This window comes from Paenibacillus plantarum, assembly GCF_013141695.1.
In the GTDB taxonomy this organism is placed as follows: Bacteria; Bacillota; Bacilli; order Paenibacillales; family NBRC-103111; genus Paenibacillus_E; species Paenibacillus_E plantarum.
The window spans coordinates 1-26,777 of sequence record NZ_WHNY01000035.1 but is presented as its reverse complement, the minus strand read 5'-3'; the positions used below and the strand labels follow the sequence as shown (position 1 = coordinate 26,777).

Genomic DNA, 26,777 nt, shown 5'->3' with positions numbered 1-26,777 from the left:
TTGAAATGAATACAATTATTGTTGATTTGAAATGGCAATCGCTTGCACATAAAGCGTTACAAGGGGAATGTATTACGCTAGAGGAAGGGATCGCTGTCCTAGAAGCCGACAATGATGAAGTGCTGCTACTGCTGCAAGCTGCCTTTCAGGTGAGGAAGCATTTTTACGGTAAGAAAGTAAAGCTGAACATGATCATCAATGCCAAAAGCGGGCTATGCCCCGAGGATTGTGGCTATTGCTCGCAATCCATTGTTTCGACGGCGCCTGTAGCCAAGTACACACTGCTTGATAAAGATACGCTGCTTGCTGGGGCGCGTGAAGCGTTGGCACGCAAAGCGGGAACCTATTGCATCGTGGCGGCTGGTAAAGGACCGACAGACAAGGAACTGGATCAAGTCGTAGACGCAGTTAAAGAGATACGTGAAACGATGCCGCTCAAAATTTGTGCATGTCTGGGCATCCTCAAGGGCAATCAAGCGGAACGACTCGCAGAAGCAGGCGTACATCGATACAACCATAACTTGAACACCAGCAAAGCTAATTACGCAACTATTACCACGACTCATACCTACGACCAACGGGTTGAAACCGTGGATCAAGTAAAGTCGCAAGGCATGTCCCCTTGTTCCGGAGTCATTATCGGCATGGGTGAGACCCATCAAGAAATCGTTGAGATGGCTTATGCACTCCGCGAACTCAATGTAGATTCGATTCCAATTAATTTCCTAAATGCGATTCCGGGAACCCCGCTAGAACACGCAGGCCGTACGCCTTCGATGAAAGCGTTGAAGGTACTGGCTTTGTTCCGTTTTATTTGTCCGTCGAAAGAAATTCGTGTGGCAGGCGGGCGTGAAGTCAACCTCCGTACTCTGCAGCCACTATCCTTATATGCTGCCAATTCACTCTTTGTAGGCGATTATTTAACGACTGCAGGTCAAGACGTTACGGCTGATCATCAAATCATTGAAGATCTGGGCTTTGAAATCGAATTAAACGCCCTTTAAGGTTGTGGACACCATGAATACCATGAACTGGATAGAAAAAGAACTTGAGTTACTCGCTGAAGCCTCGCTGGAGCGATCCTTGCGCAGGAGTAGTCCAGTGATCGAATCTCCAGGCTACATCATGCGAGGAGAAAGAGTGCTGCTCAACTTGTCATCCAATGATTACCTTGGACTCGCCCAGCATCCTGCAATTATTGAAAGGATGAGGAAGGCGCTGCTGACAGAAGGAGCAGGTTCAGGTGCTTCAAGGCTTGTGACAGGCAATCGACCACCGTATGAACGTCTTGAAGAAGAGATAGCTATTTGGCAAAAATGTGAAGCAGCACTCTTTTTTGCAAACGGCTATATGACGAATACTGGCGTTATTGGCGCGCTTGTAAGCAGGGGCGATGTGGTTTTCAGCGATCAATGGAATCATGCGAGCATAACGGATGGCATTGTAGGGAGTCGAGCCGAACACGCCCGGTATCGTCATCGTGATATGGCACATTTACGTACGTTATTGCATAAGTACCGTGATAAACGACGGAAGTTAATCGTGACGGACGCTGTGTTCTCGATGGACGGTGATCAGGCGCCGTTGCGTGAGTTGGTGGCACTTAAACGTGAGTTCGGGGCTATGCTGATGGTAGATGAGGCTCACAGCGGGGGCGTTTATGGGAAGCGCGGAGAGGGATTATGCCACGAGCTCGGCCTGCAGGATGATGTGGATATTCATGTGGGGACGTTTAGCAAATCGTTCGGTGTCTATGGCGCCTATATCTGCGGCAGTCATATGCTTATTCGATGGTTGATTAATAAAGCCAGACCGCTCATCTACTCAACCGCTTTACCCCCTTCGATCCTAGCGGGTATTTCGGAGGGGTTAGCTTTGGTCCAAGTCCAGCACTGGCGCCGAGAAAGGCTATTCGCGTTAAGCGAGCTATTCCGTTCCCTGTTGCGGGCGGCCGGTTTCACGATCAGTGTCGGCAATTCCCCGATTGTACCCGTGATTGTTGGTGATAACGCTATGACTTTACGCTTTATGGGTGCACTTGAAGCTGAAGGAATTGCAGCAGTAGCGATACGTCCGCCGACTGTTCCTGATGGCACGGCTCGTATTCGCTTCTCCGTATCAGCCGCCCACACAGAAAAGGAACTGACGGATGCTACTGAACAAATCCGCAACATTGGAATTCAACTGGGAGTGTTGAAGAGAGGATGACACACGTTATGGAAACCCGGAGAGAGTCGAGATCAACCATGTTGTGGCTGACTGGATGGAGTATGTCGGATCAGGTTTTCGATCGGCTGCGAGCATTGTTGCCAGATTTCCATCACTTATCTGTTGATTACAGTAAGGCGAATTCGCCTGAGGACATGCTACTTATGACCGAAACGGCCGCCATGCATATCATGTCAACTTGTCATACGAAGGATGATCGTGGCAGGCTGTTGATCTGCGGGTGGTCTCTGGGTGGATTATTGGCACTGAGATTAGCAGCCAAAGGTTACGGAGATGGTCTTGTGGTCATTGCAGCAAACGCTCGTTTTACACGTTCAACAGAAGAGAAAGAGCTAGGATGGTCAGTTGCAGCCATTAGACAGATGATGACAGAGCTACAGAAAGATCCACAACGTGTTGAAACCAAATTTCGACAAAACTGTTTGACAGAATTGGAATTCGAAGAAGGTCTTGGAGGGGAACTTTCTCTCCCGGGTGAATGGACAATTCCTGGCCTTCTCTCTGGCCTTTATATTCTACGAAATGTGGAAATTATTTCTGAACTGCCGACTCTCATTTGTCCAGTGTTAATCGTTCATGGAACCGCAGATAAGATTTGCCCATACGGCGCTGCACGAGAGCTTGCAGACCATTTGCCGTATGCGGAGTTAATGACAATTCCTAATCGTGGGCATGTCCCATTTTTGAAAAGGGAGACTGATATAGCTGATAAAATGAGGAGTTGGTGGCATGAACACGAGGACAACCGCTATTCGTCGTCAGTTTAATCGTAGCTCCCAGGGGTTGTATGATCAGCATGCCCATGTGCAGCGAAGCATGGCTGACAGGCTTGCACAATCTCTCGGGGACGTCCACGCTGAGAAGTTCAACATTCTTGAGATTGGCTGCGGCACGGGTGCTCTCACAGAAATTTTACTAAACACGTGGTCGTCATCCGTGTCGATTACTGCACTTGACATCGCACCGGAGATGATCAAAGAGGCTGAACAGCGAGTCCGATCGCGTGGACGGAACGAGCTAGATTCTTTAAACGGCCTATCGTCTCGTATACGTTTTCTTGTTGGGGATGTTGAAACGTGGGTGGATGATGCGGCATCAGCTTCATTTGATCTCATCGTCTCTAACGCCTGTTTCCAATGGTTGCATCATCCGAGGCAAACACTAGGGCATCTTCGGCGGATTATTCGCCCTGGAGGGAGGCTGGTGTTCACCACTTTCGGACCCGATACGTTCAATGAGCTGCACAAGTCATTTCAAGAAGTTTATCGAGCAAGCGGTTTAGAGCCACAGCGGCATGGACTGACTTTTCAATCGAGCGAGCAGTGGAAGGATTGGCTTATAGAAGCGGGATATTCACGTATCCAAGTTGAGCGTGAGGTTCGAAAGGAATCGTATACTTCAGTCAGAGATTTCCTTTATTCCGTAAAAGCAATGGGAGCTAGCACGACTGAAGCCATTGCATGGCAGGGTCTCAGTACGCGACGTTTGTTCGCTAAGATGTATGAAGAATACGAGGGAAAGTTCGGTATACCTGGGGGCGTTGTAGCAAGTTACGAACTTCTTATGATCGAAGCGTTAGCAGATGAGGGAGAAGTGTGAAGAGAAAAGAGGGTTGCCACAGCGGCAACCTTCTTATTTTTACGTATAAATGGCGTGACCCGCTTTCTTAAACGCTTCCGACTTTTCACTCATGCCTTGTTCAATGGCTTGCGCATCCTCAATGCCTTGTAGTTTGGCATAGTCTCGGATATCTTGGGAAATCCGCATGGAGCAGAACTTAGGACCGCACATTGAACAGAAATGAGCGATCTTGGCACCTTCTGCAGGCAGCGTCTCATCATGGTACGCTATGGCTCGTTCTGGATCCAAGGATAAGTTGAATTGATCATGCCAACGGAATTCAAAACGTGCCTTGGATAACGCATTATCGCGATCCATGGCGCCCTTATGTCCTTTGGCCAAATCGGCGGCATGAGCAGCAATTTTATAGGTGATAACCCCTTCGCGAACGTCATTTTTATTAGGCAAGCCCAAATGTTCTTTGGGAGTTACATAGCACAACATAGCAGTACCAAACCAGCCTATCATCGCAGCTCCAATGGCAGAAGTGATATGGTCATAGCCTGGCGCAATATCCGTTGTAAGCGGTCCTAATGTGTAAAAAGGAGCCTCATCACAGATTTCAAGTTGTTTATCCATATTTTCTTTGATTAAATGCATGGGCACGTGACCAGGACCTTCTACCATGACTTGTACATCATGTTTCCAGGCGATTTTGGTGAGTTCACCTAGTGTTTCTAGTTCTGCAAACTGGGCTTCATCATTCGCATCTGCAATGGAGCCTGGGCGTAAACCGTCGCCTAAAGAAAAGGATACATCATAGGTTTTCATGATTTCGCAGATCTCTTCAAAATGTGTATACAGGAAGTTTTCCTGATGGTGGGCGAGACACCAAGCTGCCATAATGGAGCCGCCTCGAGAAACAATACCTGTTACTCGTTTAGCCGTAAGAGGAACATAACGCAGCAGCACACCAGCATGAATGGTAAAGTAATCGACACCTTGCTCAGCTTGTTCAATAAGCGTGTCTCGGTACACTTCCCATGTCAAATCTTCAGCTTTGCCATTCACTTTCTCTAGTGCTTGATAAATAGGTACGGTACCAATAGGAACAGGGGAGTTACGTATAATCCATTCTCGGGTGGTATGAATGTTTTTACCTGTAGAGAGATCCATAATATTGTCAGCGCCCCACCGAGTAGCCCATCTCATTTTTTCCACTTCCTCTTCAATGGAGGACGATACAGCAGAATTTCCAATATTCGCATTGATTTTTACGAGAAAGTTACGTCCAATGATCATAGGCTCACTCTCAGGGTGATTAATATTTGCTGGGATAATCGCTCTGCCACGAGCGACCTCTTCTCTCACAAATTCCGGAGATACATTTTCGCGAATCGCGATATATTCCATTTCGGACGTGATGATACCTTGACGTGCATAATGCATCTGGGTTACATTACGACCTTTTTTGGCTCGCATTGGGTGACGATGTAAGCCGGGAAAAATCTCAGCAATGTACTCACCCTTGGCATATCCATTATCTTCCGGTTTAATCGTTCTTCCTTCATACCTGTCAACATCGCCGCGTTCGACAATCCAATTCAAACGATTAGGTGGAATACCTTCACGAATATCTGTTTGGATCTCTTCATCTGTATATGCGCCACTCGTGTCGTAGACGCGCAAAGGGGCGTTTTCCTGTTCACCGTAAGCACCTGTGGTAGGACTCAAAGTGATTTCACGCATAGGGACACGGATGTCCTTTCGTGAGCCCTCGACATACACTTTTTTGCTTCCCGGAAAAGAGGAGATTGAAGAAGAGTCGGTTTCTTTACTTGTTTCCATTGACATTGACATGCCTCCTATAATTGATTTTGATCAAGCGGAGGATTCATGCTGCGAAAAAAAAGACCGCATCTCTAATAGAGGCGGTCTCCTGGTATACAAAGAGATCTTGTGTTCCTCCGCTGGCATTATCCAGATCAGGTTTAACGGTCGATAGTTATAACTATCCTCTCAGCCTGGTCTCACCAAGCTCCCGTGATTATGCACTTAGGTAATTAATTTACACGTTATTACCAGATTATGCAAATATTATTTTGCCGGAAAGCTCATCATAAACCAAAAAGCCCCTCAGGGTCATCACTGAAGGGCTTTTGTCCAGCCTTGCTGTACTATTAAGTAATCTCATCAATACAATTGCTGCATACAAGCTTCCCTTTGAAATAGGTCATGTCCTCGAAATTTCCACAGAACACACACGCAGGCATATACTTCTTGAGGGTAATACGCTCAGGGTCCACATAGACTTCGATGGCGTCACCGATTTCAATATGGAGTGTCCGACGCAACTCAATAGGTAAAACAATCCGTCCCAATTCGTCTACTTTTCTTACAATTCCTGTCGATTTCATACAATTACCTCCTTTTTCATGCACCAAGGAACTACTTCTCCTAGTTACAAAGACTCATATTGTGTATATACTCTATTCCACATATGCACTCAAATTCCTTTTATTTACTGGGTGTGATTTTCATGTAGTGGCTCATATTGATACTGCTGAATGAAAGCGAAAAAAATGTAAACTTACTTCAATAGAAACGTCAACTTTGACCCAAACAATCTTGGTATAGTTAGGGAAATAAGAAGAAATCAGAATCGCATGCTCAAGCGAAGGTGGAGGTTTTTCATTGATTTGGAATCGATTAGGCGTACTGACGGATGAAGTATCTCCGGATTTCGAGAAAGCGTTGAATTGGGCTGCAGAGCAGGGTCTGCAACATGTTGAAATAAGAGTTGTGAATGGCATGAATGTATCCGTGTTGGCTGACGATCAGATCGTGGGCATCCGCAAAATGGTTGAAGAGCGTGGACTATATGTCTCCGCCATTGCATCTCCTTTGTTTAAATGCGCGTTGGATCCGAAGCGATTGGTTGAATCGGGGGACACGTTTGGGCAGAAGGAGCAGAGTGTAGAGGAGCATTTTAAGAAACTGGATAGAGTGATCGAAATCGCAAAACTGCTGGGGACAACGCGCATCCGTATTTTCTCGTTTTGGCGAGAGTTGGAGCCGGAGCGGCATCGTGATGAGATTGTTCATTATTTAAAAAGGGCAGGCGACATTGCAGCGCGCGAAGGCGTGATCCTGCTCCTAGAGAATGAGCCTTCCTGTAACGGAGGCTTTGCGAAGGAAGTGGCGGCACTTGTGTCTGCCATCGATTCTCCAGCTGTTCGGGGCCTTTGGGATCCAGGTAATGAAGCGTATGGCGCCAGAGAGGCATTCCCAAGCGGGTACCAGTACATGAAAAATGCCTTGGCCCATGTCCATCTGAAGGATGCTTACATTCGTCAAGATGGAACACCGAAATGTGTGCCTCTTGGTTCTGGGAATGTAGATATAACAGCTCAAATTAAGGCGCTTGAAGCGGATGGGTATGCGGGGTTGTATACGATTGAAACGCATTTTGTTCCAGAAGGCGGAACCCAGCTGACAGGTACGCGAATGACGCTGGATGCGCTTCGAGCTCTGCTTGAGGAGGTGTAGGGTTGGTTAACTGGAGGTTCGGCATTATCGGCTGTGGATCGGTAGCAGATTTTCATATCGAGGCGATTCGTCAAATCGAAGAGGCAAGCCTAGTCGTGGTATCTAGTCGAGCGGAAGCGAAGGCGCAAGCGGTAGCCGAGCGAGAAGGCTGCACCTGGACAACGGATTACCGTGAGATCTTGACCAGGTCTGATGTAGATATCGTCTGTGTCACGACTTCAAGCGGCAGCCATGCTGCTATCGGTTTGGAGGTCGTGAATGCGGGCAAGCATCTGATTATCGAGAAGCCTATCAGCATGAATGTGAACGATGCAGAAAGGCTTGTGCAAGCGGCCAAAGCGAATAATGTTACACTCTCTGTCATCTCTCAGCGGCGATTTGAAGCTCAGAATCAAGCGATTAAACGGGTGTTGGATGAAGGTGATCTTGGTAAGCTTCTGCTGGTTGAGGTGTCACTCCCCTTTCATCGATCCCAGTCTTATTATGATAGCGCGAAATGGCGCGGAACGATTGCCGAAGATGGAGGAGCTCTGATGAACCAAGGGATTCATTGCTTGGATCTGCTGCTGTGGTTCGCTGGAGACGTACACACTGTCTTTGGCAAGGTGGCTACTCAGACGCACGAGATGGAAGCGGAGGATTTGGGTTTAGCCATTTTGCAATTTAAAAATGGCGCGTTCGGTACGATCATGGCCTCGACCAGCATTGCTCCGGGCTTTGCGGCGACGATTAATCTGTACGGGGAAAAAGGCTCGATCAAGCTGGAAGGCTCGACGATTGTCCATTGGACAGTGCCAGGGCGAAGCGAACCGACTTGGGCGGAGGCAGGTGCCTACGGCGGCATTACCGATCCGCGCAGCATTGTGTCGGATTTTCATCAAAGCCAGCTGCTCGACGTCATGGCTGCCATCGAAGCCGGCGATGAACCGCTGGTTACGGGGGAATCTGGCCTGCGCGCGGTGCAGCTAGTTGAACAAATTTATAAGAGCGCTGCCGAAGGGCTGCAGCTGACTATATGATAATTGGAGGAACGATCCTATGAGCGAGCCACAAGTACAAGATCAGCCTGTCTGGCATACACGAATCGATGCGTTGAAGGTTAACGTATATCAGAACCGGATCGCATTGGGGCAAGCGGCTGGGCTAGATGCAGCCAATCAAATCAAGTCGCTGCTTGCTGAGAAAGCGGCTATCCGTATTATTTTCGCGGCAGCGCCCTCGCAAAATGAAATGCTCGAAACGCTGGCTCAAGATGAAGCCATCGACTGGTCGCGGATCACTGTGTTTCACATGGACGAATACATCGGGCTTAGTGAAGACGCGCCGCAGCGATTTGGGAGCTTTTTGAACGACCACTTGTTCGATCAGGTGAAGCCGGGAACTGTGCATCTGATTAATAGCATGAACCAGGCAGAGGACGAGTGCAAACGGTATAGCGCACTTCTTGAAGAAGCGCCGATTGATATTGTCTGTCTTGGCATTGGCGAGAATGGTCACATTGCTTTCAATGATCCGCCAGTTGCCGATTTCGCAGATCCGGAACTGATTAAACGTGTGGAGTTGGACGATGTTTGCCGGCAGCAGCAGGTGAATGATGGATGCTTTGAAAGTTTAGATGATGTGCCGACCCATGCATTAACACTGACGATTCCAGCGTTGATGTCGGGTACGCATCTGTTCTGCTCAGTACCTGGTGTAACGAAGCATCAAGCGGTGAAGCGCACATTAAACGGAGCCATCTCGACAGAGTGTCCATCGACGATTCTCCGCGAGCATCCGGACTGCACGATGTATCTGGACCACGATTCCTATGGCCGATAAAATGAGCGTCATTCGCGCACGCCACTATGCAACAGGAGCGCCTGTCGCGATTACCGTCCGCGATGGACGGATTGATGAAGTGCTGCAGCTGGACGCTTCAGAGTCAGAAGAGCTTCCGATCGTCGCCCCTGGCTTGGTCGATCTGCAGATCAATGGCTATGCGGGATTAGACTTCAACCAGCTTCCGCTGCAAGCGGAAACGGTTAGTCAAATCATCCGCAAGCTATGGCGGGAAGGGGTCACCTCCAGTTACCCCACCGTCATTACGAACACGCCCGAGGCGATCGCTAGTGCGCTCGGCAGTATTGCAAGCGCCTGCGCGGCGGATCCGGCGACGGAGCAAGGCATTGCGGGCATTCATCTCGAAGGCCCGTTCATTTCACCGGATGACGGAGCGCGCGGCGCTCACCGTCTGGATGCCGTAAGGCCGCCGGATTGGGACCTCTTCTGCCGTTGGCAGGAAGCGGCGGGCGGCCGCATCAAGATTGTGACGCTGTCGCCGGAATGGCCGGACAGTGCTACGTTCATTAAGCGCTGCGTCGATAGTGGCGTGATCGTGTCCATCGGTCACACCGCTGCGGACGCTTCGCAGATTGGCGAAGCAGTCGCGGCAGGCGCGCGGATGTCGACGCATCTGGGGAACGGGGCACACCTGATGCTGCCACGTCATCCGAATTACCTGTGGGAGCAATTGGCACAGGATGATTTGTGGAGCTGTGTGATCGCGGATGGATTTCATTTGCCGGACCAAGTGTTGAAGGTCGTGCTGAAAGTGAAAGGGGAGCAAGCGCTCCTTGTTAGCGATGCCGTAGCTATCAGCGGTCTTGAACCAGGCGTCTACAAGACGCACATCGGTGGAGATGTTGTACTTACCACAGAAGGCAAGCTTCACCTGGCTGCTGACCCCCGGCTGCTTGCAGGCTCGGCTCAGATGCTGCTGTGGGGCATAGCACATTTGTGCAGACAGGGCATCGCCGAATTCCCGGCTGCCTGGGAAATGGCCTCGATACGCCCGGCCCGCTTGATGAGATTACCTGCCGCAGAGGGCTTGTCGGTAGGAGCGCCGGCTGATTTCGTTCTCTTGGATAGGGTGCGAGATGACGGATGCATCCCCTTGCGTCAGACTTACAAAGCTGGCAGGCTCGTCTATGACGACAGCTGCAAGATCTAAGCAATGCGTCATGCCACGCGTCAGCATACAAGGGTTGTTCTATTCCGTCAATTGGCATATGCTTGAAGGAAATATGGCTTCGGACAGGTGGTAATCGTATGAACATGGGGAAGGGAATGTCCTATTTTCAAACTAAATTAACGCTGAAAAAGGAATTTCCTTTTAAAATATTCAGCTACTCCAGCCTCTCGCTGAAGCAGCCCTTGCATATCCACGAATATACGCAGATTGCTTACGTGCTTAAGGGTGTATGCAACCATCAGCTGCGTGGCAAGTCGCTGAAAGTCAGCAGAGGGGATATGTTCATCATCACTCCTGGGGTGGAACACAGTTTGAGCGCCACCCAGGATCATGAGTTCGAAGTGGTGCTGATTGATTTTCTCCCGTATTTGGTGAGGGAGCAGTTGAAGCCTTTTTTGGATACTTTGCAGCCTCTTCTTCAAAATGCTGACGAATTACCCGAGCTATCGTCCTTGCCTCAGCCGTGGCTGCATATCGCGAAGTCGAAGCAACTTCTCGTCGAGCAACTGCTTCAAGATATTCAGGAAGAGTTTGAGCATCGTGAAGCGGGGTATGAATATGCCATATGTACGAGCCTCGTCAAGCTGCTCATCATCATGGATCGCGAATATCGGCGTGCTAGGCGCAAGCAAAGTGTACAATCAACATCGACGAGCCAGCATCCAATTGAAGAGGTCAAACGATATATACACGACAATTACAGTCAGGATATTCCGCTGGAGCAAGGAGCTTTCCTTGCGAATATGGCACCTGCTTACTTTAGTACGGTTTTTAAGAAAGAAACTGGCCAGAACTTCGTCGATTATGTGAATGAGGTACGCATCGAAAGGGCAATGGAGCTGATTCAGCGTAACATGCATACGATTACACAAATTGGCTTCCAGGTCGGATTTCATCATCTCAGCCATTTCATCCGAACATTCAAGAAACGAACAGGCATTACGCCTACTGAATATAAGAAAACGTTTGGCAAGACCCCCTAAACCCACGAAGAAAGAGGTAGTTGAGATGACCAAGAAAATTGTAAAGGTAGGTATTATCGGACAGGGACGCAGCGGGCGCGATATTCACGGAAAGTTGCTCGTTCAACTTCCTGAACATTACCAGATTACGGCGGTTGCGGACTCCATTCCAGAGCGTCAAGAGCTAGCGAAATCAGAATACGGATGCCAAGCCTACGCCTCCTGGGAGGAGATGGTGGCCCATGAGGAGCTCGATTTGATCGTAAATGCTTCTCCGAGTCATCAGCATTTTCCGATTACACTGGAGCTGCTTAACCGCGGTCTTCATGTTTTGTGCGAGAAGCCGCTTGCGAAAACAACGGAAGAGGTTGATCAGCTGATTGAGGCATCGGAGCGAACAGGCGCTATATTGGCTGTATTCCAACAATCCCGTTATCAACCGGCCTTCGTGCAGCTGCGTAAAGTGATTGAGTCTGGCGTGCTGGGACGCATCGTGCAGATCGATTTCAGCTATAACGGGTTTGCCCGCCGTTGGGATTGGCAAACGTTGCAAAGCAATAATGGCGGCAGCTTGATGAATACGGGGCCACATCCGCTGGATCAGGCACTGCAGCTGTTCGGTGCGGACGCACAGCCAGAGGTGATGTGCATCATGGACAGAACGAATACCTTCGGTGATGCGGAGGATTATGTGAAGCTTCTTATGCACGGGAAAGGTCGCCCTACGATAGATATGGAAATTTCATCCAGTTCCGCCTTTCCTCATGAACTGTTCAACATTCAAGGAACGAACGGTGGCCTCCATGGAAACGGGGATAAGCTGGAGTGGAAATATTTTAAATCGGAAGAAGCGCCTGAGCAGAAGCTGATCCGGGAGCCTTTATTTTCGGCGGATGGGAAGCCTGCCTATTGCAGTGAGAAGCTGCCTTGGCAAACGGAAAGCTGGGAGCTTGCGATTCCAGGCGGGAAATCAGCATTCGAGCATATGACAGAGAAGCTTTATCTAATGCTGTATGACACGCTGACTGAGGGGAAAGAGCTGGAGATTACGCCTCAGCAGGTTCGCAGACAACTGTGGGTTATCGAGGAATGCCAACGCCAAAATCCTCATATTTATGCGAAATAAGCAATAAGTAGCAATGCCCCGATCTCGCTTTAGGCGGGGGAGGGGCTTTTTGAGCACTGTGTGTGGATTGTGTGTCTTGAGGGAAGCACGCTCCGCAACTGGGGGGAGTGGGTGGGAGGAGAGTAGTTAGGTAGAGAGTCAGGCTCCCATAGTAAGGTTTGGGCGGTCAATCTTTTGAAATAAATGGATTTTCTCCATCTAATCTGTCGATTATTTCCTAGATGAAAGGAATAAATGGATTTCCTACAGTTAATTGAGCTCAGTTTGATGGGATTTGTGGAATTTGGCTAGATTAGCTGTATTTTTTACATCTAATTGATTATTTTGGATGAATTTCAATAAATTAGATGTAGTTAATACAGTTAGTGGCCGGCAAGGGCGCCATTCTTATCATCTACAAACATTTGAAAGATTTGCTTATAGGCGAGATCGCCTAGATGTCCTATATTTCTCAGTAAGGCTATGCCATTTGCCGTAAGTTACGTATGTGTAATCAGGGGGATACCCAGAGGAGGAGCAGCATGAACTGGATTTTCGAACGAATGGAAGCGTCGCATCTGAGTGATATGGTAGCGCTATGGAATAAGGAGTTGTCGGACTCGTTCCCGATGAGGCTTCGATTGTTGGAGCAGAATGTCGTAGGAGACCGACTTTGGCTAAGGGAAGGATCCTGGGTGGCGCTAGAGCAATCGTCCGGGCGTGTTGTTGGATTCGTCATTGCCAAGATGGCTAGTGAGGTTACTGTGCGTTTTGGCATTCGCGGGGATATGGGATGGATTCAGGCGCTGATGGTAGACCCCGAGCATAGAAACAAGGGAATCGGGAGTTATTTACTTTACAAAGCTGAAGAGGCTCTGCAGAACGCCGGAGCACGGCGGATCATGCTGGGCAATGATCTGCACGGCCGTCTGTTTCCGGGGATTCCAGATCAACTCGAGGAAACGAAAGCGTGGTTTGAGAAGCGAACATACACCTTCTTGGAGCATTCTTTCGACCTACTGAACGCTTATGAAGAAGGTCAGATCATATCTCTGCCAGCTGTCCATGAGGCGTCATTCCGAGTCGCCAATCGGCATGATCGAGAAGGCTTAACAACGTTCATGAATCGCTGCTTTCCTGGCACATGGGATTATCAGCATCGTGACTATTGGGAACGCGGTGGTACGGGCCGGGAATTCGTGCTACTAGAGAAAGAAGGCTCGATCATTGGTTTCTGTAGGATGAACGATGCACAGTCTCCCCTGTTAGCGCAGAACATTTACTGGTCGCCGCTCTTCGAGGGAGAATTGGGCGGCATAGGCCCTCTAGGCATCGATGAGAGCTTCCGTGGACATAAATACGGGATCTCGATTGTACAAGCAGCGATTCATTATTTGTTGCAGCGTGACGTTCGCCACGTGGTTATTGATACTACACCTTTCGTAGATTTCTATGGTAAGTTGGGCTATCAAAGTTGGAAGAGCTATGCCAGATATGCGAAGGATCTAAATTAGGGGAAACAAAAGGGAGCAAATACGCCATCCAGGTGTATCTGCTCCCTTTTCATTTAATTTTTATTATTAAGCCTTCTGAACTCACTAGGCGTAATCCCTGTGTGCCGCTTGAAAACACGGTTGAAAGAAGCAGCTGTGAAGTAGCCAACAAGTGAAGCGATCTCCTGCACTTTCAGGTCGGTATCTCGCAGCATTTCAATCGATTTATTCATTCGAACGGTGAAAATGTAATCGCTGAAATTCGTCCCCGTCTTTTCCTTGAAGTAGGTCGACAGATACGGGCCGGTAATTCCCAGTTTGGCAGAGATCGCTTCTAGTGACAGATCATCTCCGAAATTGGACTCCACATATTCCATGACGAACTTGGTCATGACGTCGGTTTCAGATTTCTTCTCTTTCATGGCGGCTGCGGACCGGGATAAGAACCAGTGCAAGAAATCCTTGTACTGCTCTAAGGTATGGCATGCTTTCAAGAGATCGTAAGGTGAACCTCTGTCTGAGAATGTGTGGATGGAAATATTTTGGGCGTACATACTCTTCATCGCTTTGTTCACGATATCTTTGGTGAAGTCTTGAAACTGGTGGGCGAGTGCGCCAGCCTTCGCAAGTTGATCGAGCAGCTTATCGGTTAGAGGAATCGTGACGGCATCAGAACCTGCTTGTAGATTAGCTGTTAGCTCGTTCTCCTCAGATGGTGTAGGAATCAGTAGAGCGGGCTGTGGAAGCCATTCCGTAATGATCTGAACATCTTCGCCAAGCCGCCGTTGTTTAATGAGATCTAGCGCATTCTGATACGTTTCCACAAAGTCAGATGAGTTCTTGTGAATAGGACTTGGTGCAATGGTGAAGTTGCAATACGCAGAGTCAATTTCCAGCATACGCACAAGATGATCTAGATCATCAGGATGCCCAGCATCTTCCTCATGTTCGATAAAAAGAATGGACAAGATCTGATCCTTTTCCAATTGAAAGGTTAATGAATCTGTGTATAAGCGCGAGAAATGAGTCTCGATTAGTTCCTTATACGTGTTGAAAATGCGCTGATGCCCGTTCGTAATTTCCGTGAGGAACTTATCTTTGAAGTCGATTTGAAAAAGGATGAGCTTGTACGGCTTGTTCGCGTCGATAGAAGTATGCAATTGTGAGCCTTTGCCTTCCAGTTTCTTCAATCGTGTCATATAGGCAAATTGCTGCAACAGGGTATTCTTGGAGCGAATATCGTTATGAAATTCCTGATTCGATCGGGATAGATCGTGAAGGGTATTATGAAGCAAGTTGAATTCCTTAATTCGGCTATTCGTAATGCCTTGCAGGCCTGCAGGATGATACGCTTCCAGCGAGCGAAGCATATTCGCCAGTGGATTATGGAATCTCCTAGCAATCAGATAGGAAACCGCAAGTGAGATGAATAGGGAAAGTAGGATAAGAACGAGCATATTGAGGTTAAGTCGGTGAATTTGCTTGGTGAGACCTTTGTCGGAAACGATCTCGATATACGTTAAACCTGTCTCTGCGCTGGTGTGGTAGAAGTAATAGGTATTCTTAATTAAGGAATAGCCACTGCCAGATTGCTCCTTGATTTCAGAGGGTAGTTGAGCCTCATCGGAGGAAAAAATCACGTTGTGATTACCATCCATAATGAGGAGGCTGCTTTCAGGCTGCGACTGATGAAAGGCTTCATAGACCTTAGCGCTCTTCATGAAGACGATAAAAGCGAAATTCGTATCATACGCGCTCTTAATTAGGATGGGCATGAGGCTGCCGACTGGTTTATTTTCAAATGCGGTAACCGAGTTGAAGACGGCGGAAGGGTAGATTTTGAAGCTCTGTGAGCTAGCCAACTCCTTGTTCCAGTAATCGACCGTATAGGATGACTGGGCATAAAATTTACTGAACATGGTCTCGGCATTCCGGGTACCATCTTTCTCAATGACAAACTGACTATCTTTGAAGTAATAGAGGATGTTGTCTAAATAGAGCAAGGAATTATTAAGTGAGTACTGTAAATTAGTTTGCGCTTTAACCACAATATCGTAGTGGGATAACGGATTGCCATTCTTTAAGATTTCTGTGTCATTGCTGAACAGATAGCCGACCATGATGCTTCGAATCAGCTTGATATGCTTCTCATAATTAGCGACAGTCGTATTCAAATTCAGACCGCTATTGAGGATAATCTCATCCTTGATCCGATCGCGGAAGAAGGAATAAGACCACGTATTAATCGATACGAGCAATAGAATAATCGCGATGAAGCTGAAGAACAAGGTGTAGAACAGTGAAACTTGATTTTGGATTTTTGTCGAAAATCGTGCTATCCACTTCATCGTGTCATTCCTTTCCTAAGTAGGAGTTAACCATATTGAGTATATCACGGAGCAGTGGGATGGGTTCAATACTCTGAGCTTTAAAAAGTTCTCCATTTTCATGATTCATGCCTCATAAAGCGTGGTTAGGGTGCAAAATAGTGACAGATGGTGGATGCGCATGCGGAATTTTCCAATCTTGCTGGAACTGTGAATATTGACTTTTCTTAAGAACCTATGTCGATTTCGGGAATGTAGAAAATAGTGAGGAATCGAAAGTATGACTCATTGTTGAGGGGGCCTGGTTGCTTTAAAGTTTGATGCATAGACAGGATATTCAGACTGGAGGTCAAGGCATGCAGCAATTCCAAAAGAGATGGCATAACAGCAAGTATTTAATGCTCTTGTTTTTGCCGGCGCTTATTTACTACTTATTATTTAAGTATGTGCCGATGTTCGGGATTTTGATTTCGTTTAAGGACTATAACACCTTCAAAGGTGTGTGGGCTAGTGAATGGGTGGGTTTGAAATACTACTCACTCTTCTTTCATAGTCCTGATTTTCTGAAGCTGCTCAAAAACACAGTGCTCCTAGGGATTTCCAAAGTTGTTTTCGGATTCCCGGCACCAATTATTCTAGCTCTACTATTAAATGAAGTACGCAGGGCTACATTAAAGCGATTGGTTCAATCGATTAGTTATTTGCCTCACTTTATTTCGAATGTCGTTGTTGTAAGTATGATGTTCTTGTTTCTCTCGCCAACGAGTGGATTAGTCAATAATGTGATCCAGTGGTTCGGATATGACGCTATGAACTTTATGCAGAATGAAGACTACTTTCGAGCGATTTATATTTTATCAGAAATTTGGCAGCATGTCGGTTGGGAAACCATCATTTATCTAGCCGCTCTAAGCGCAATTGATCCTCAATTATATGAGGCAGCAAGAGTGGATGGCGCGAATCGCAGACACCAATTGCTGCATATTACAATTCCGGGCATTCGGCCGGCGATTATTATTCTGTTTATTTTGAACATTGGACATGTCTTAGATATCGGTTTCGAAAAAGTGCTTCTGATGTTGAATCCTTCCATTTATGCGACCGCCGACGTGCTATCCACCTATGTGTATCGGACAGGTATTCAGTCCATGAACTATAGCTATGCGACAGCGATCGATTTATTCAGCAGTATCATTAACCTCATCTTCATTCTGACTGCCAATTGGATTAGCCGCAGAACGAGCGAGACAAGCTTATGGTAGGGAAGGGAGTACACGTATGAAAAGAAAATTTGGTCTCTTTGATATTGTTTTATTCGTGAGTTTGCTGGGAGTAGTCTTATCGGCGCTGTATCCCTTCGTTTATATGATAGCGGTTTCGTTCAGTGGTGTCGTGCCAGTTTTAAAGGGGCAAGTATTCCTATGGCCAAAAGATTTTAATTTGAACACGTATGCATCCGTTTTTGAAAAACCAGAAATTGGAAGGGCTTACCTCAATACGATCTTCTATACCTTGCTCGGTACGACGCTTTCTTTGCTAGTCAGCGCAGCAGGCGCTTATGCCCTGTCCAAGAAACATATGTTGTTTCACCGTGGTTTCATGATCATGATCGTGATTACGCTGTTCTTCAGCGGTGGCATGATTCCGACGTTCCTAGTCGTCAAAAGCTATCATCTCATTGATACGATCTGGGCAATGATCCTACCAACGCTGGTTAGTTCCTGGAACATCATCGTGATGCGTACGTTCTTTGCCGGTATGCCGCAGGAAGTGGAGGAGTCTGGCAAAATGGATGGTCTTACGGATATCGGCATCTTCTTCCGACTCGTTTTACCCTTATCCAAAGCGATTCTGGCGACCATTGGTTTATTCTATGGCGTTGCGATCTGGAACAACTTCTTCTCCGCTCTCTTATATTTGCGAGATGCCGACTTGTTCCCGTTACAAATTATTGTTCGCAACATGGTGCTGCAAGGTCAGGGCACAGGCGCTGGTAATATCGGCGGCGACAGCATGATCGTAGATGAATCCATTAAATACGCAACCATTATTATTACAACGGTTCCCATCCTGATGGTCTACCCGTTCCTTCAGAAGTATTTTGCAAAAGGAGCACTAATTGGGTCGATCAAAGGTTAATATAGAGGTACAAGAACAATGGGAAGCAAGGAAGGCAAGTCAAGGAAGACAGGGAAGTCGAACCCGTAGAGCAGCATGAAGCCATTCAGCGCATGGGGAAAGCAAATTCGAAGAAAATTAGGGAGAGTGGGGCAACGTATGAAGAAGAAGTCGGTCGTTATGTTAGCAACAATTATGAGCATGAGTTTCGTCATGGGGGCATGTTCGAAAGAAAACAGTGTAGCAACGCCATCCGCAGCATCGACAGCTGCAGCCTCATCAGCGTCATCAGCACCGAAAGCACAAACCTTCAAGTTTCTAGACTACAGTAACCCAAGCTGGCCTTATGATGCGAATTGGAAGGTATGGGGATATCTGACGGAGAAAACAGGCGTAAAGCTAGATATTCAATTGCCGCCGGGAAATCTGCTTGAGGATGCACTTAGCATGACTGTTGCTTCTGGTGATATGCCGGATTTGATGTGGACACAAACGAAAGCAATCGCTGATAAATTCGGGCAGCAAGGTGCTTTGGTCAACATTCTTGACTATGTGAAGGACATGCCGAACTTGAAGGCTTGGATGGAGAAGTACCCAACAGAAGCGCAGAACGTCCTATCGTCAGATGGCAAAATGTATGTGTTCCCGAATCAAGGTTTGGGTGAATCGAACCGTCGTACATGGATGTACCGGGAAGATGTATTCAAGAAGCTCGGTTTAGCAGCGCCAACGAACTGGGATGAGCTCTATGATACGTTGAAAAAGCTGAAAACGGCCTATCCAGAGAGCTATCCGTTGACGTTCCGTAATGGCTTGCGTTACTTGTATGATTTCGGAGCGGGCTTCAATGTACCGGCAGAAGTAGAGAAACGTAAAGCTTCCGTGTTCTTTGACAGCGCATCCAAAGATTGGAAATATGCGCCAATCCAGAACGAATACAAGACGATGTTGACGTATATGAACAAGTTCTATAAAGAAAGCTTGATCCCGAAAGATTTCTTAACGATTGATACGAAAATGTGGCAAGATATCGTGTCCACGAATCGTGCATTCGTGACACTTGACTACATGGGACGTATTGACTTCTATAACAGTGCATTACGTAAAGACAATCCACAGTTCACGATGAATTATATGGCTCCGCCAGCGGGTTGGGCAGGTGGACCTCGTAAGACAGCCTTTACAGCAGTGACAGAAGAAGGCTTCATGGTTTCTTCCAAGTCGACCAAAATCAAAGATGTGATGAAGTATTTGGATTTCTTCTACTCGGAAGAAGGTAAGAAACTTGTTAGCTGGGGGAAAGAAGGAGATACGGCTAGTGGGACTTCCTTCACTACGAAGTATGCGGATATCGCAGATTTGAGAAAGAAAACAGGCTTGTCCACAGATGGTGCTTATACATGGTTTGATTTCAATGCTCATATTTCCGTTTCTTCACCAGAGTTGCAAGCTGCCTATAAAGAAGCACCTAAGTATGATGGCGAGAAGAATAGTACGCTTGCTTTCACGCTGGAAGAGCAACAAATCTTGGATACGAAGGGTGATTCCTTAAACGCGAATCGTGACGAGAATTTCTCCAAATTCATTATGGGTTCACGCAACTTCAGCGAGTGGGATAAATTCGTTGAAGAGCAGAAGAAGCTTGGTTACGAGGAAATCGTGAATATCTATAGAAATGCTGACAAACGTGCGAAAGCAGCAGTGAAGAAATAAGGTTGCAGAGGAATGGTTTCATCGATTACAGCCCCGCCTGAGATAGCGGGGCTTTGTATTATCCAGAGGAGAGGGATGAAGATTATGGTGCTTCGTCGGTTTATGAAAAGGCTGTCAGCTTTACATGCAGCGCTGTTACTCTTAAGCCTGCTGCAATTGTTCCTTCCACTCCAAACCGCGCGTGCGGCGGTTCAGGAGTTTCCGATTTCTTTACAGTTGAACAATATGGATTCGACAACGAATCTAGCTGGCGATATCACAAGTACGGCAAGTCTGGCCGCAGAAAGTAATGCGGATCCCCAATTTATTAAAGAGGGAACAGGCTCGAAGAAATGGTTATTAACGTTCAATAACGGAGCTGATGTCACAGGTACAGTTTCGGTTTATCCCAAATTGGCTCCTAATGTTGACCTGAATGGCTACTCTACGTTTAAAGTGTGGGCCTACTCCGCGAAGGCGAGAACAGGAACTCAGGCGGATCGACCATTTGAGATCAGGTTTCACATGAAAGGTGATAGTAACTACTATTATTATCGGGTTCTTCTCGATTGGACAGGATGGAAAGAAATCGAGATTCCGCTTAGCGTCGTGCAAACGCAGAAGAGTTCTGCAAGCGTTGCGGCTTGGGGACCTTTAGATTACATCCGATTCCATCCGCAGCCTCTAGGTTCGACAGTCCAAGATGTGGGTTTGCAAATTTACTTAGATGACCTTCGGTTGACTGGTAATGCAGCGGTTCATCCTGTCACATCGAATAAGCCCTCAGGCGAGTATACGAATAAAGTGATCGTGAGTTTATCCAGCGCATCGACACCAACCTCGTTAGCGAAGCTGTACTATAAACGTGTGGGCATTGACAGTGCATTCCAGCTCTACACAACCCCGCTCACATTTACTTCGAACGGTGAACAGACCGCGAATGTGACGCTGGTTACGAAATCATCGATTAATAATATAGAAAGCGAAGAAACGACCTATCAGTACGCGATTATTTATCGTGATTATGTTGAAACCGTTAGCGCCAGTCTTCCGGCGGGGACCTATGCGGAAACGAAGTCGATTGCTTTATCATCCCCGACAGTTGGGGCAGCCGTCTATTATAAAATTGAAGGTGTAGATAACACCTATAAGCTGTACACAACACCACTAGTAGTGGATCACCCACTGACAATAACGACGAAGGCTGAATTCGAGGGCAAGGTCAGTGAAGTGAAGAGTTACACGTATAATATGGACTTGTCTGGAAGTTCGAGTACGCCGATTGGCAATATGGAGACTTTCGGCGGTTGGACGAACACGACGGCAACGTCTGAAATACCAGCAGTTCTAGGTACCAAGTCGGGGCGGTGGACGGATCCAACAACGGCCATTAATATAACAGGAATGACAGGGCCTTGGAAGCAAAATGACCAAATCGAATTCTGGTTATATTCCGAGAAAGTATCTAATAAAAAAGTGTATTTCATTCTTGAATGTAACGTTCCAACGCCTGGCTTCGATTATTTCATGTCTACGTTTTATGTGGATTGGGTAGGGTGGAAGAAAGTTGAAGTACCTTTCAATAAAATGCTGAATTCAACGGGATTAGCTGACTTAGCGAATTTCAATCAAGTCATCATACATCCCAATTGGTACAATTTAGATGTATCGGATCCGACGGATAAGTTGTATTTCGATGGTTTTGCACTTGCTAAGAATGCAGTAGAGTCATCCATTAAACAGATTGATAAGAGCACATTACCAGATAGCACGCTGAACTATACATTTTCACTCAAAAATATTAGTGATGTCGATACGGCTTATCAAATCTCGCCGAAAACAGTATTTGGACCTGGTTATGATGTAACGGTTACTCCGACTACCGCTGTCGTTGCCAAAGGCGCGGAAACGGATGTGAATCTTCAGGTCAAGGTACCTGCCTCCGCCCAGGCGGGCGATGTACAGAAAGCGATTTATACCGTGAAGCCTATTCAAGGCGGTAAGGAAATAACGGTTGAATTGAATGCGAAGGTAGGGGCGCCAAGGGTCGCGACGAAGCAGCATCCCTACATTATGACATCTCAAACACAGCTGAATGAGGCGAAGGCTAAGATTCAGAGCTATGGTTGGGCTGAAGATTACTTAGATGCGATTAAAGTAAAAGCAGATAGATGGTTGAATAAAACGGTCTATTATCCTTCCAAACCAGCAGGAGAGAGTGGGAAATTCGTCTGCGGAGACACGCCACTCGTATTTAATTATGACAAGCCTCATGAACATTTATGTCCGACTGATAACCAAATATACACGGGTTCGGATGTAGATGCCGGATGGCGGTTTACAGCACATACGGTTAATATCGAGGCGGCACGCAATCTTGCGCTAACGTATGCATTGAGTGGAGAGGCTAAGTATGCGCTGAAAGCCAAAGAGATACTGCTCAATTATGCGGAGCTATATCCAAGCTACGCTATGCAAGCGCTAAACGGCAGATTGTACTATCAGTCGCTGGATGAAGCGGTTCAGATGATTGAACTCGTTCAAGCCTACGACTTAATTGAACCAAGCGGTCTGTTGAGTGCCGCTGAGAAGTACAATGTGGAGCAGAATTTGTTTGCCCCTTCAGCTAAAACTTTACAAGGTTATGATGTTGGGAAGTCTAACTGGCAAACGTGGCACAATGCGGCAATCGGTGCTGTTGGTGCAGCATTGGAAGATAAGACGCTGATGGATTTCTCTGTGACAGGGAAGAGCGGATTTAATTTCCAAATGGCAAACAGCGTACTGTCCGATGGCTTCTGGTATGAGGGTGCGATAGGATATCATTTCTACGCACAGTCAGCGTTGTTCTTCCATGCTCAAGCCTTGAAGAATATGGGTTATGATCTATTTGCTAGTCCGAACTTCAAGAAAACATTTGACGTTACACTGCAATATGCGTTCCCGGACCTCGGCATTATTAACAGTAACGATTCTGGTAAGTATCCTACGAATTTAGGGGCGCCAGGCAGAGTTGTGCCGATGGATTACGAAGGCGTGTATGCGGAGTACAATGACGCTGATTACGGTACGCTGTTGAGTATGCTTTATAACGATAGAGAGCGGGCCAGAGGCGGCTTTATCATACCAGGCAATACAAACTCGGGTATTGTTGGCGAACAAGCGGTGTTCTACGGGAAAACCGTGATCCCAACGGGAGGAACATTACCAACTGAAAGCATGAATTTCACCGGACTCGGCCATTCTGTTTTGCGTGCGGGTTCTGGAGATGAGCAGCTTTACGCACTTGTTGATTATGGTGTGCACGGCGGTTATCACGGTCATCCGGATAAGCTTCATTTAGAGGTATTTGGGAAGGGTGAGCGGTTAGCCCCGGATCTTGGTATTCCTCCTTACAGTAACTCAATGTACACATCTTATTACAAAACGACATTCTCTCATAACACCGTCATGGTTGACGGCGATACGCAGGCAATTCCGACTGTGAACAATGTGGAAGTGTATGAACCGACGAAGTTATTCATGCAATCGGAACCGTTCAATATTATGACGAACACATCAAGTAAAGCTTACGCGGGCATGGGTCGCTATGAGCGAACAGTGGCTGTGACCAAGGATTACATGATTGATCTATTTACGCTGGAATCAGCAACGAGACGTCAGTATGATTGGTTATTGCATGGTATTGGTGCATTCACACCTGGCACGACGATGGACACTTTCGCAGGTCCACTAGGAACGAAGGACTCAACGCCTTACTTCCGAAATGGCACATCCAAGGAGCTGTCCGGTAGTTGGGAAGGTGCATGGAATACCGTCAATGGAAATGGGTTAAAACTATTTAGCTTAACTAGCTCCCCGAGCGCGACTTCTACGATGATTGTAGGCGAAGCACCTGGGCCAGGCAATGATACAGCTGCCTACACACCTACAGTAGTCAATCGGGTGTATGGCAACAATGCGCAATTCGTTAGCGTACTTGAACCGTACAAAGGTACAAGTAAAATCGAGAACGTACGTAGAACCGATCCAACACATATCGTGGTGGACATGAAAGACGGTCGTAAGCAATTATTCTATTCGAATAGCGAGAAGGAAGTCGCTGGACAGTTGCAATATTATTTCGTAGACGGTTTGCAACAAACAGCGGAGAATGTGGACATCTCAACGAGTGTTAACGCGAATGAATTACAGCTGACGCTAAACGAGCTGTCAGGCGTCAACACTGTGACTACGGTTACTTACTCACCATCCACAACGAAGGTGTTATGGAACGGCAGCGAAGTGCCTTTCACCAAAGATAATGGCTTTGTGATGGTAAGTGTTCAGCAGTTGTCTGCACCTGCGTTATCAGCAGATGTGACTGCGAACGATACACTAAGCCCAATCGACATCACATTCACAGAGAATGCGGCATGGAGATCTGCCATCACAGCAGTGAAAGATGGCGCAACGACGTTGTCACCGACGGATTATGAGATTCAAGCAGGGAAGATCACGATACGTGCGGGTGTGTTAGGTGAGGGTAGCCATGCGGTAACGGTAAAAGCATCGAATTATGGTGATACTGTGGTTACACAGGTTATCTTGCTTGGAGTTCCAGTAGTGATCAGTAACGATGCTTTGCTATCGGACTTAGATGTAGATCCAGGTTCAATAACATTCGATCCTGCGCAGCTTTCATATAGCGTGGAAATTCCGAATAGCGTTACTAGTCTTATTTTGACTGTAAGTAAAGCTCATGCTAATCAAACGCTGACAGTGACGGGAGCAACTTATAGTTCCGTATCCGGTAACGTATATACCTACACGGTGAACGACTTACAAGTGGGATCTTACCTTATTAATGTTAAGGTGACTGCCGAAGATGGCATTGCCATAAATCCATATCAAATTAGTGTGAATCGAGCACCAGAAGTGCCTGTAGTTAGCAGTAATGCTGACTTGAGTGGACTAACGTTGTCTACTGGCGTCATTGCTCCTACTTTTGCAGTGGGGACATTGTCTTATAGCTTGCAAGTATCTAACTCAGTCTCACGTCTATCGGTGACGGCGAGTGTGTACGATAGTCATGCGACGATGACGGTTAATGATGTTGCAGCGATTAGCGGTCAAGCGAGTGGATGGGCTAATTTACAAGTAGGTACGAATGACATTAAGATCGTGGTGACTGCACAGAACGGTAGTAGTAAGACGTATACAGTGACTGTAAAACGCGATGCAGAGGCTGTTGTGCAAGGAAACAGCGGCTCAACACCAACTTCAAATAACCTACACGTTGTTTCTACAAATGGTACGTTGACGTTACCTCAAGGTAAAACGGGCGAGGTTAGTTTGAACAATGAGGTGAAGATTACTATCCCGGCTGATGCTTCGGCCAAAGAACTGAAGGTCACGATAGACAAAGTGCTAGATACTGCAAAACTGATAACCAATAAAGCGGTTCTTGCTAGTCCGATTTTTGAGATTTTGAAAAACTTCTCTGAGAACTTCAGTAAGCCTATCACGCTAACGTTTGCTTTTGACAAAAATAGTTTGAAGGCTGATCAGAAAGCAGCGGTTTTCTATTATGACGAAGCGAAAAAAGTGTGGGTGGAAGTCCCTGGTGGTAAGGTAAATGGGGATCAAATCACTGTCGATGTGAACCATTTGACGAAGTATGCTGTATTCGTTGTTAACCAAACGACGGTCGTACCTGCCGTAGATCCAATATCAAATCTGAGTGATATTGCAGGACATTGGGCAGAATCGGATATTCGAGCAGCGTTGAAAACGGGGATCGTACATGGGTATGAGGACGGCTCATTTAAGCCGAATCAGTTCGTGTCGCGTGCGGAATTCATCGTCATGCTGATGAACGCTTTGCAGCCGAACGTTGGGGCAGAGAAGCTCCCGAATTACACCGATGGCGATATGATCGGCGATTGGGCGAAGCAAGCCATTGCGCTGGCAGCCAAATCGAACCTTGTTCAAGGCTACGAGGACGGCACGTTCCGCCCTGGCAATCCATTGACAAGAGCACAAATGGCTGTTGTGCTGGCGAACGCGCATGGCGCCGGAACATCGGCGGAGAAAGCCGTGACATTCGCGGATGTCTCCGACATACCTGCGTGGGCCCTAGAAGCTGTAGGCATCGTACAAGAAGCGGGACTGATGCAAGGATATGCAGAGAACCGTTTCGGACCGCTTAGCACAGTTACTCGTGCTGAGGCGATTACGGTGATTACTCGATTGTTGCCGAAGCAAGCTAGTAAGTAAAATCAATTAAGCAATAAGAAGAATCCGAAAGATGTACGCTTGGAGTCAAGCGTGTGTCTTTCGGGCTTTTTCGTTTGCGTTGCCTCCACGTCGACCTCTTCCGCCGTTGCCTCCCGGCCTTCTCCCCGCTCTCCCCCTCCCTCGCCCTCGCATTCGCCCTCGTCACGCCTCGCGCGCCAGCCACCTCACCCCGCCGTAGCCGCAGCCGACACCCCCAGAGTAATTCATTCAACACCCCATGCCGCTACCCCGCTCTGTCTTAACGCCTCGTAGTGCTCTATGTTGTCAGGTTAGTAGAATTAGTCCGAAATTACCCAACTATTCTCATTGTTAGCCCCAACAAATCCGGATTAGTCCGAATAAGCGTACCTAAATCCCCGAAAACGCCCCACCCCCAAGGAAATGGTGTTAATAGTTCGGTAGAATCGGACTATTAGTCTATCTTAGAGTAGAATGCTCGGTTTAGTTCGG

Annotated in this window: 18 protein-coding genes and 1 riboswitch; of the genes, 15 read left to right on the top strand and 3 right to left on the bottom strand. The window is 47.2% G+C overall.

Annotated elements, in window-relative coordinates; translation table 11 throughout:
* The first annotated feature begins 5 nt into the window (after window positions 1-5).
* Genes bioB through bioC form a run of 4 tightly spaced genes read left to right on the top strand, consistent with a single transcriptional unit; the run spans window position 6 to window position 3,828 of the window.
* Window positions 6-1,004, top strand: a complete 999-nt coding sequence (gene bioB, locus GC096_RS10785) for a biotin synthase BioB (protein ID WP_171630237.1) — start codon at window positions 6-8, stop codon at window positions 1,002-1,004.
* Window positions 1,005-1,017: 13 nt separating this feature from the next.
* Window positions 1,018-2,208: an 8-amino-7-oxononanoate synthase gene (gene bioF / locus GC096_RS10780; protein WP_171630236.1), complete on the top strand. Its 1,191-nt coding sequence runs from the start codon at window positions 1,018-1,020 to the stop codon at window positions 2,206-2,208.
* An 8-nt stretch (window positions 2,209-2,216) separates the two neighbouring features.
* Window positions 2,217-2,996 (top strand): alpha/beta hydrolase, encoded by a 780-nt coding sequence (locus GC096_RS10775; protein WP_171630235.1) that lies wholly within the window; start codon window positions 2,217-2,219, stop codon window positions 2,994-2,996.
* Window positions 2,959-3,828: a malonyl-ACP O-methyltransferase BioC gene (bioC, locus tag GC096_RS10770; RefSeq protein WP_171630234.1), complete on the top strand. Its 870-nt coding sequence runs from the start codon at window positions 2,959-2,961 to the stop codon at window positions 3,826-3,828. Before GC096_RS10775 ends, bioC begins: the two co-directional genes overlap by 38 nt.
* A gap of 39 nt (window positions 3,829-3,867) precedes the next feature.
* On the opposite strand, the gene thiC is transcribed toward bioC, so the two are convergent.
* Both thiC and GC096_RS10760 read right to left on the bottom strand, forming a co-directional pair.
* The gene (gene thiC / locus GC096_RS10765; RefSeq protein ID WP_171630233.1) at window positions 3,868-5,643 is read right to left on the bottom strand and encodes a phosphomethylpyrimidine synthase ThiC; all 1,776 of its coding nucleotides are present in this window, start codon (window positions 5,641-5,643) and stop codon (window positions 3,868-3,870) included.
* 91 nt (window positions 5,644-5,734) lie between these two features.
* Window positions 5,735-5,844: riboswitch (TPP riboswitch) on the bottom strand.
* A gap of 125 nt (window positions 5,845-5,969) precedes the next feature.
* Entirely contained in the window at window positions 5,970-6,206 is a 237-nt protein-coding gene (locus GC096_RS10760) for an AbrB/MazE/SpoVT family DNA-binding domain-containing protein (protein WP_171630232.1), read from the bottom strand.
* 277 nt (window positions 6,207-6,483) lie between these two features.
* On the opposite strand from GC096_RS10760, the gene GC096_RS10755 reads away from it, so the two are divergent.
* The 7 genes from GC096_RS10755 to GC096_RS10725 all read left to right on the top strand — a co-directional run bounded on the left by GC096_RS10755 (window position 6,484) and on the right by GC096_RS10725 (window position 13,932).
* Window positions 6,484-7,338, top strand: coding sequence for a sugar phosphate isomerase/epimerase family protein (locus tag GC096_RS10755; RefSeq protein ID WP_171630231.1), 855 nt, complete (start codon window positions 6,484-6,486; stop codon window positions 7,336-7,338).
* 2 nt (window positions 7,339-7,340) lie between these two features.
* The gene (locus tag GC096_RS10750) at window positions 7,341-8,357 is read left to right on the top strand and encodes a Gfo/Idh/MocA family protein (RefSeq protein WP_171630230.1); all 1,017 of its coding nucleotides are present in this window, start codon (window positions 7,341-7,343) and stop codon (window positions 8,355-8,357) included.
* A gap of 19 nt (window positions 8,358-8,376) precedes the next feature.
* Complete coding sequence (locus GC096_RS10745; RefSeq protein WP_171630229.1) at window positions 8,377-9,159, top strand: glucosamine-6-phosphate deaminase; 783 nt, start codon at window positions 8,377-8,379, stop codon at window positions 9,157-9,159.
* Window positions 9,149-10,330 carry an N-acetylglucosamine-6-phosphate deacetylase gene (locus GC096_RS10740; RefSeq protein WP_246302690.1) on the top strand — a complete coding sequence of 394 codons (1,182 nt, stop codon included), beginning with the start codon at window positions 9,149-9,151 and terminating at the stop codon, window positions 10,328-10,330. The genes GC096_RS10745 and GC096_RS10740 overlap by 11 nt, the downstream gene beginning before the upstream one ends.
* A 98-nt stretch (window positions 10,331-10,428) precedes the next feature.
* The gene (locus tag GC096_RS10735; protein WP_171630228.1) at window positions 10,429-11,334 is read left to right on the top strand and encodes a helix-turn-helix transcriptional regulator; all 906 of its coding nucleotides are present in this window, start codon (window positions 10,429-10,431) and stop codon (window positions 11,332-11,334) included.
* A 25-nt stretch (window positions 11,335-11,359) separates the two neighbouring features.
* Entirely contained in the window at window positions 11,360-12,439 is a 1,080-nt protein-coding gene (locus GC096_RS10730) for a Gfo/Idh/MocA family protein (RefSeq protein ID WP_171630227.1), read from the top strand.
* A 521-nt stretch (window positions 12,440-12,960) separates the two neighbouring features.
* Window positions 12,961-13,932, top strand: a complete 972-nt coding sequence (locus tag GC096_RS10725; RefSeq protein ID WP_246302689.1) for a GNAT family N-acetyltransferase — start codon at window positions 12,961-12,963, stop codon at window positions 13,930-13,932.
* Between the two features lie 53 nt (window positions 13,933-13,985).
* Here the strand turns inward: GC096_RS10725 and GC096_RS10720 are convergent, their stop codons facing one another.
* Window positions 13,986-16,259: a helix-turn-helix domain-containing protein gene (locus GC096_RS10720; RefSeq protein WP_171630226.1), complete on the bottom strand. Its 2,274-nt coding sequence runs from the start codon at window positions 16,257-16,259 to the stop codon at window positions 13,986-13,988.
* A 335-nt stretch (window positions 16,260-16,594) separates the two neighbouring features.
* Here GC096_RS10720 and GC096_RS10715 point away from each other — a divergent pair, with 335 nt between their 5' ends.
* From GC096_RS10715 to GC096_RS10700, 4 genes are all read left to right on the top strand, one after another.
* Entirely contained in the window at window positions 16,595-17,500 is a 906-nt protein-coding gene (locus tag GC096_RS10715; RefSeq protein WP_171630225.1) for an ABC transporter permease, read from the top strand.
* A 16-nt stretch (window positions 17,501-17,516) separates the two neighbouring features.
* Entirely contained in the window at window positions 17,517-18,377 is an 861-nt protein-coding gene (locus GC096_RS10710; RefSeq protein ID WP_171630224.1) for a carbohydrate ABC transporter permease, read from the top strand.
* 138 nt (window positions 18,378-18,515) lie between these two features.
* Window positions 18,516-20,069 (top strand): extracellular solute-binding protein, encoded by a 1,554-nt coding sequence (locus GC096_RS10705; protein ID WP_246302688.1) that lies wholly within the window; start codon window positions 18,516-18,518, stop codon window positions 20,067-20,069.
* A gap of 75 nt (window positions 20,070-20,144) precedes the next feature.
* Entirely contained in the window at window positions 20,145-26,306 is a 6,162-nt protein-coding gene (locus GC096_RS10700; RefSeq protein WP_171630223.1) for an S-layer homology domain-containing protein, read from the top strand.
* The last annotated feature ends 471 nt before the right edge of the window (window positions 26,307-26,777 follow it).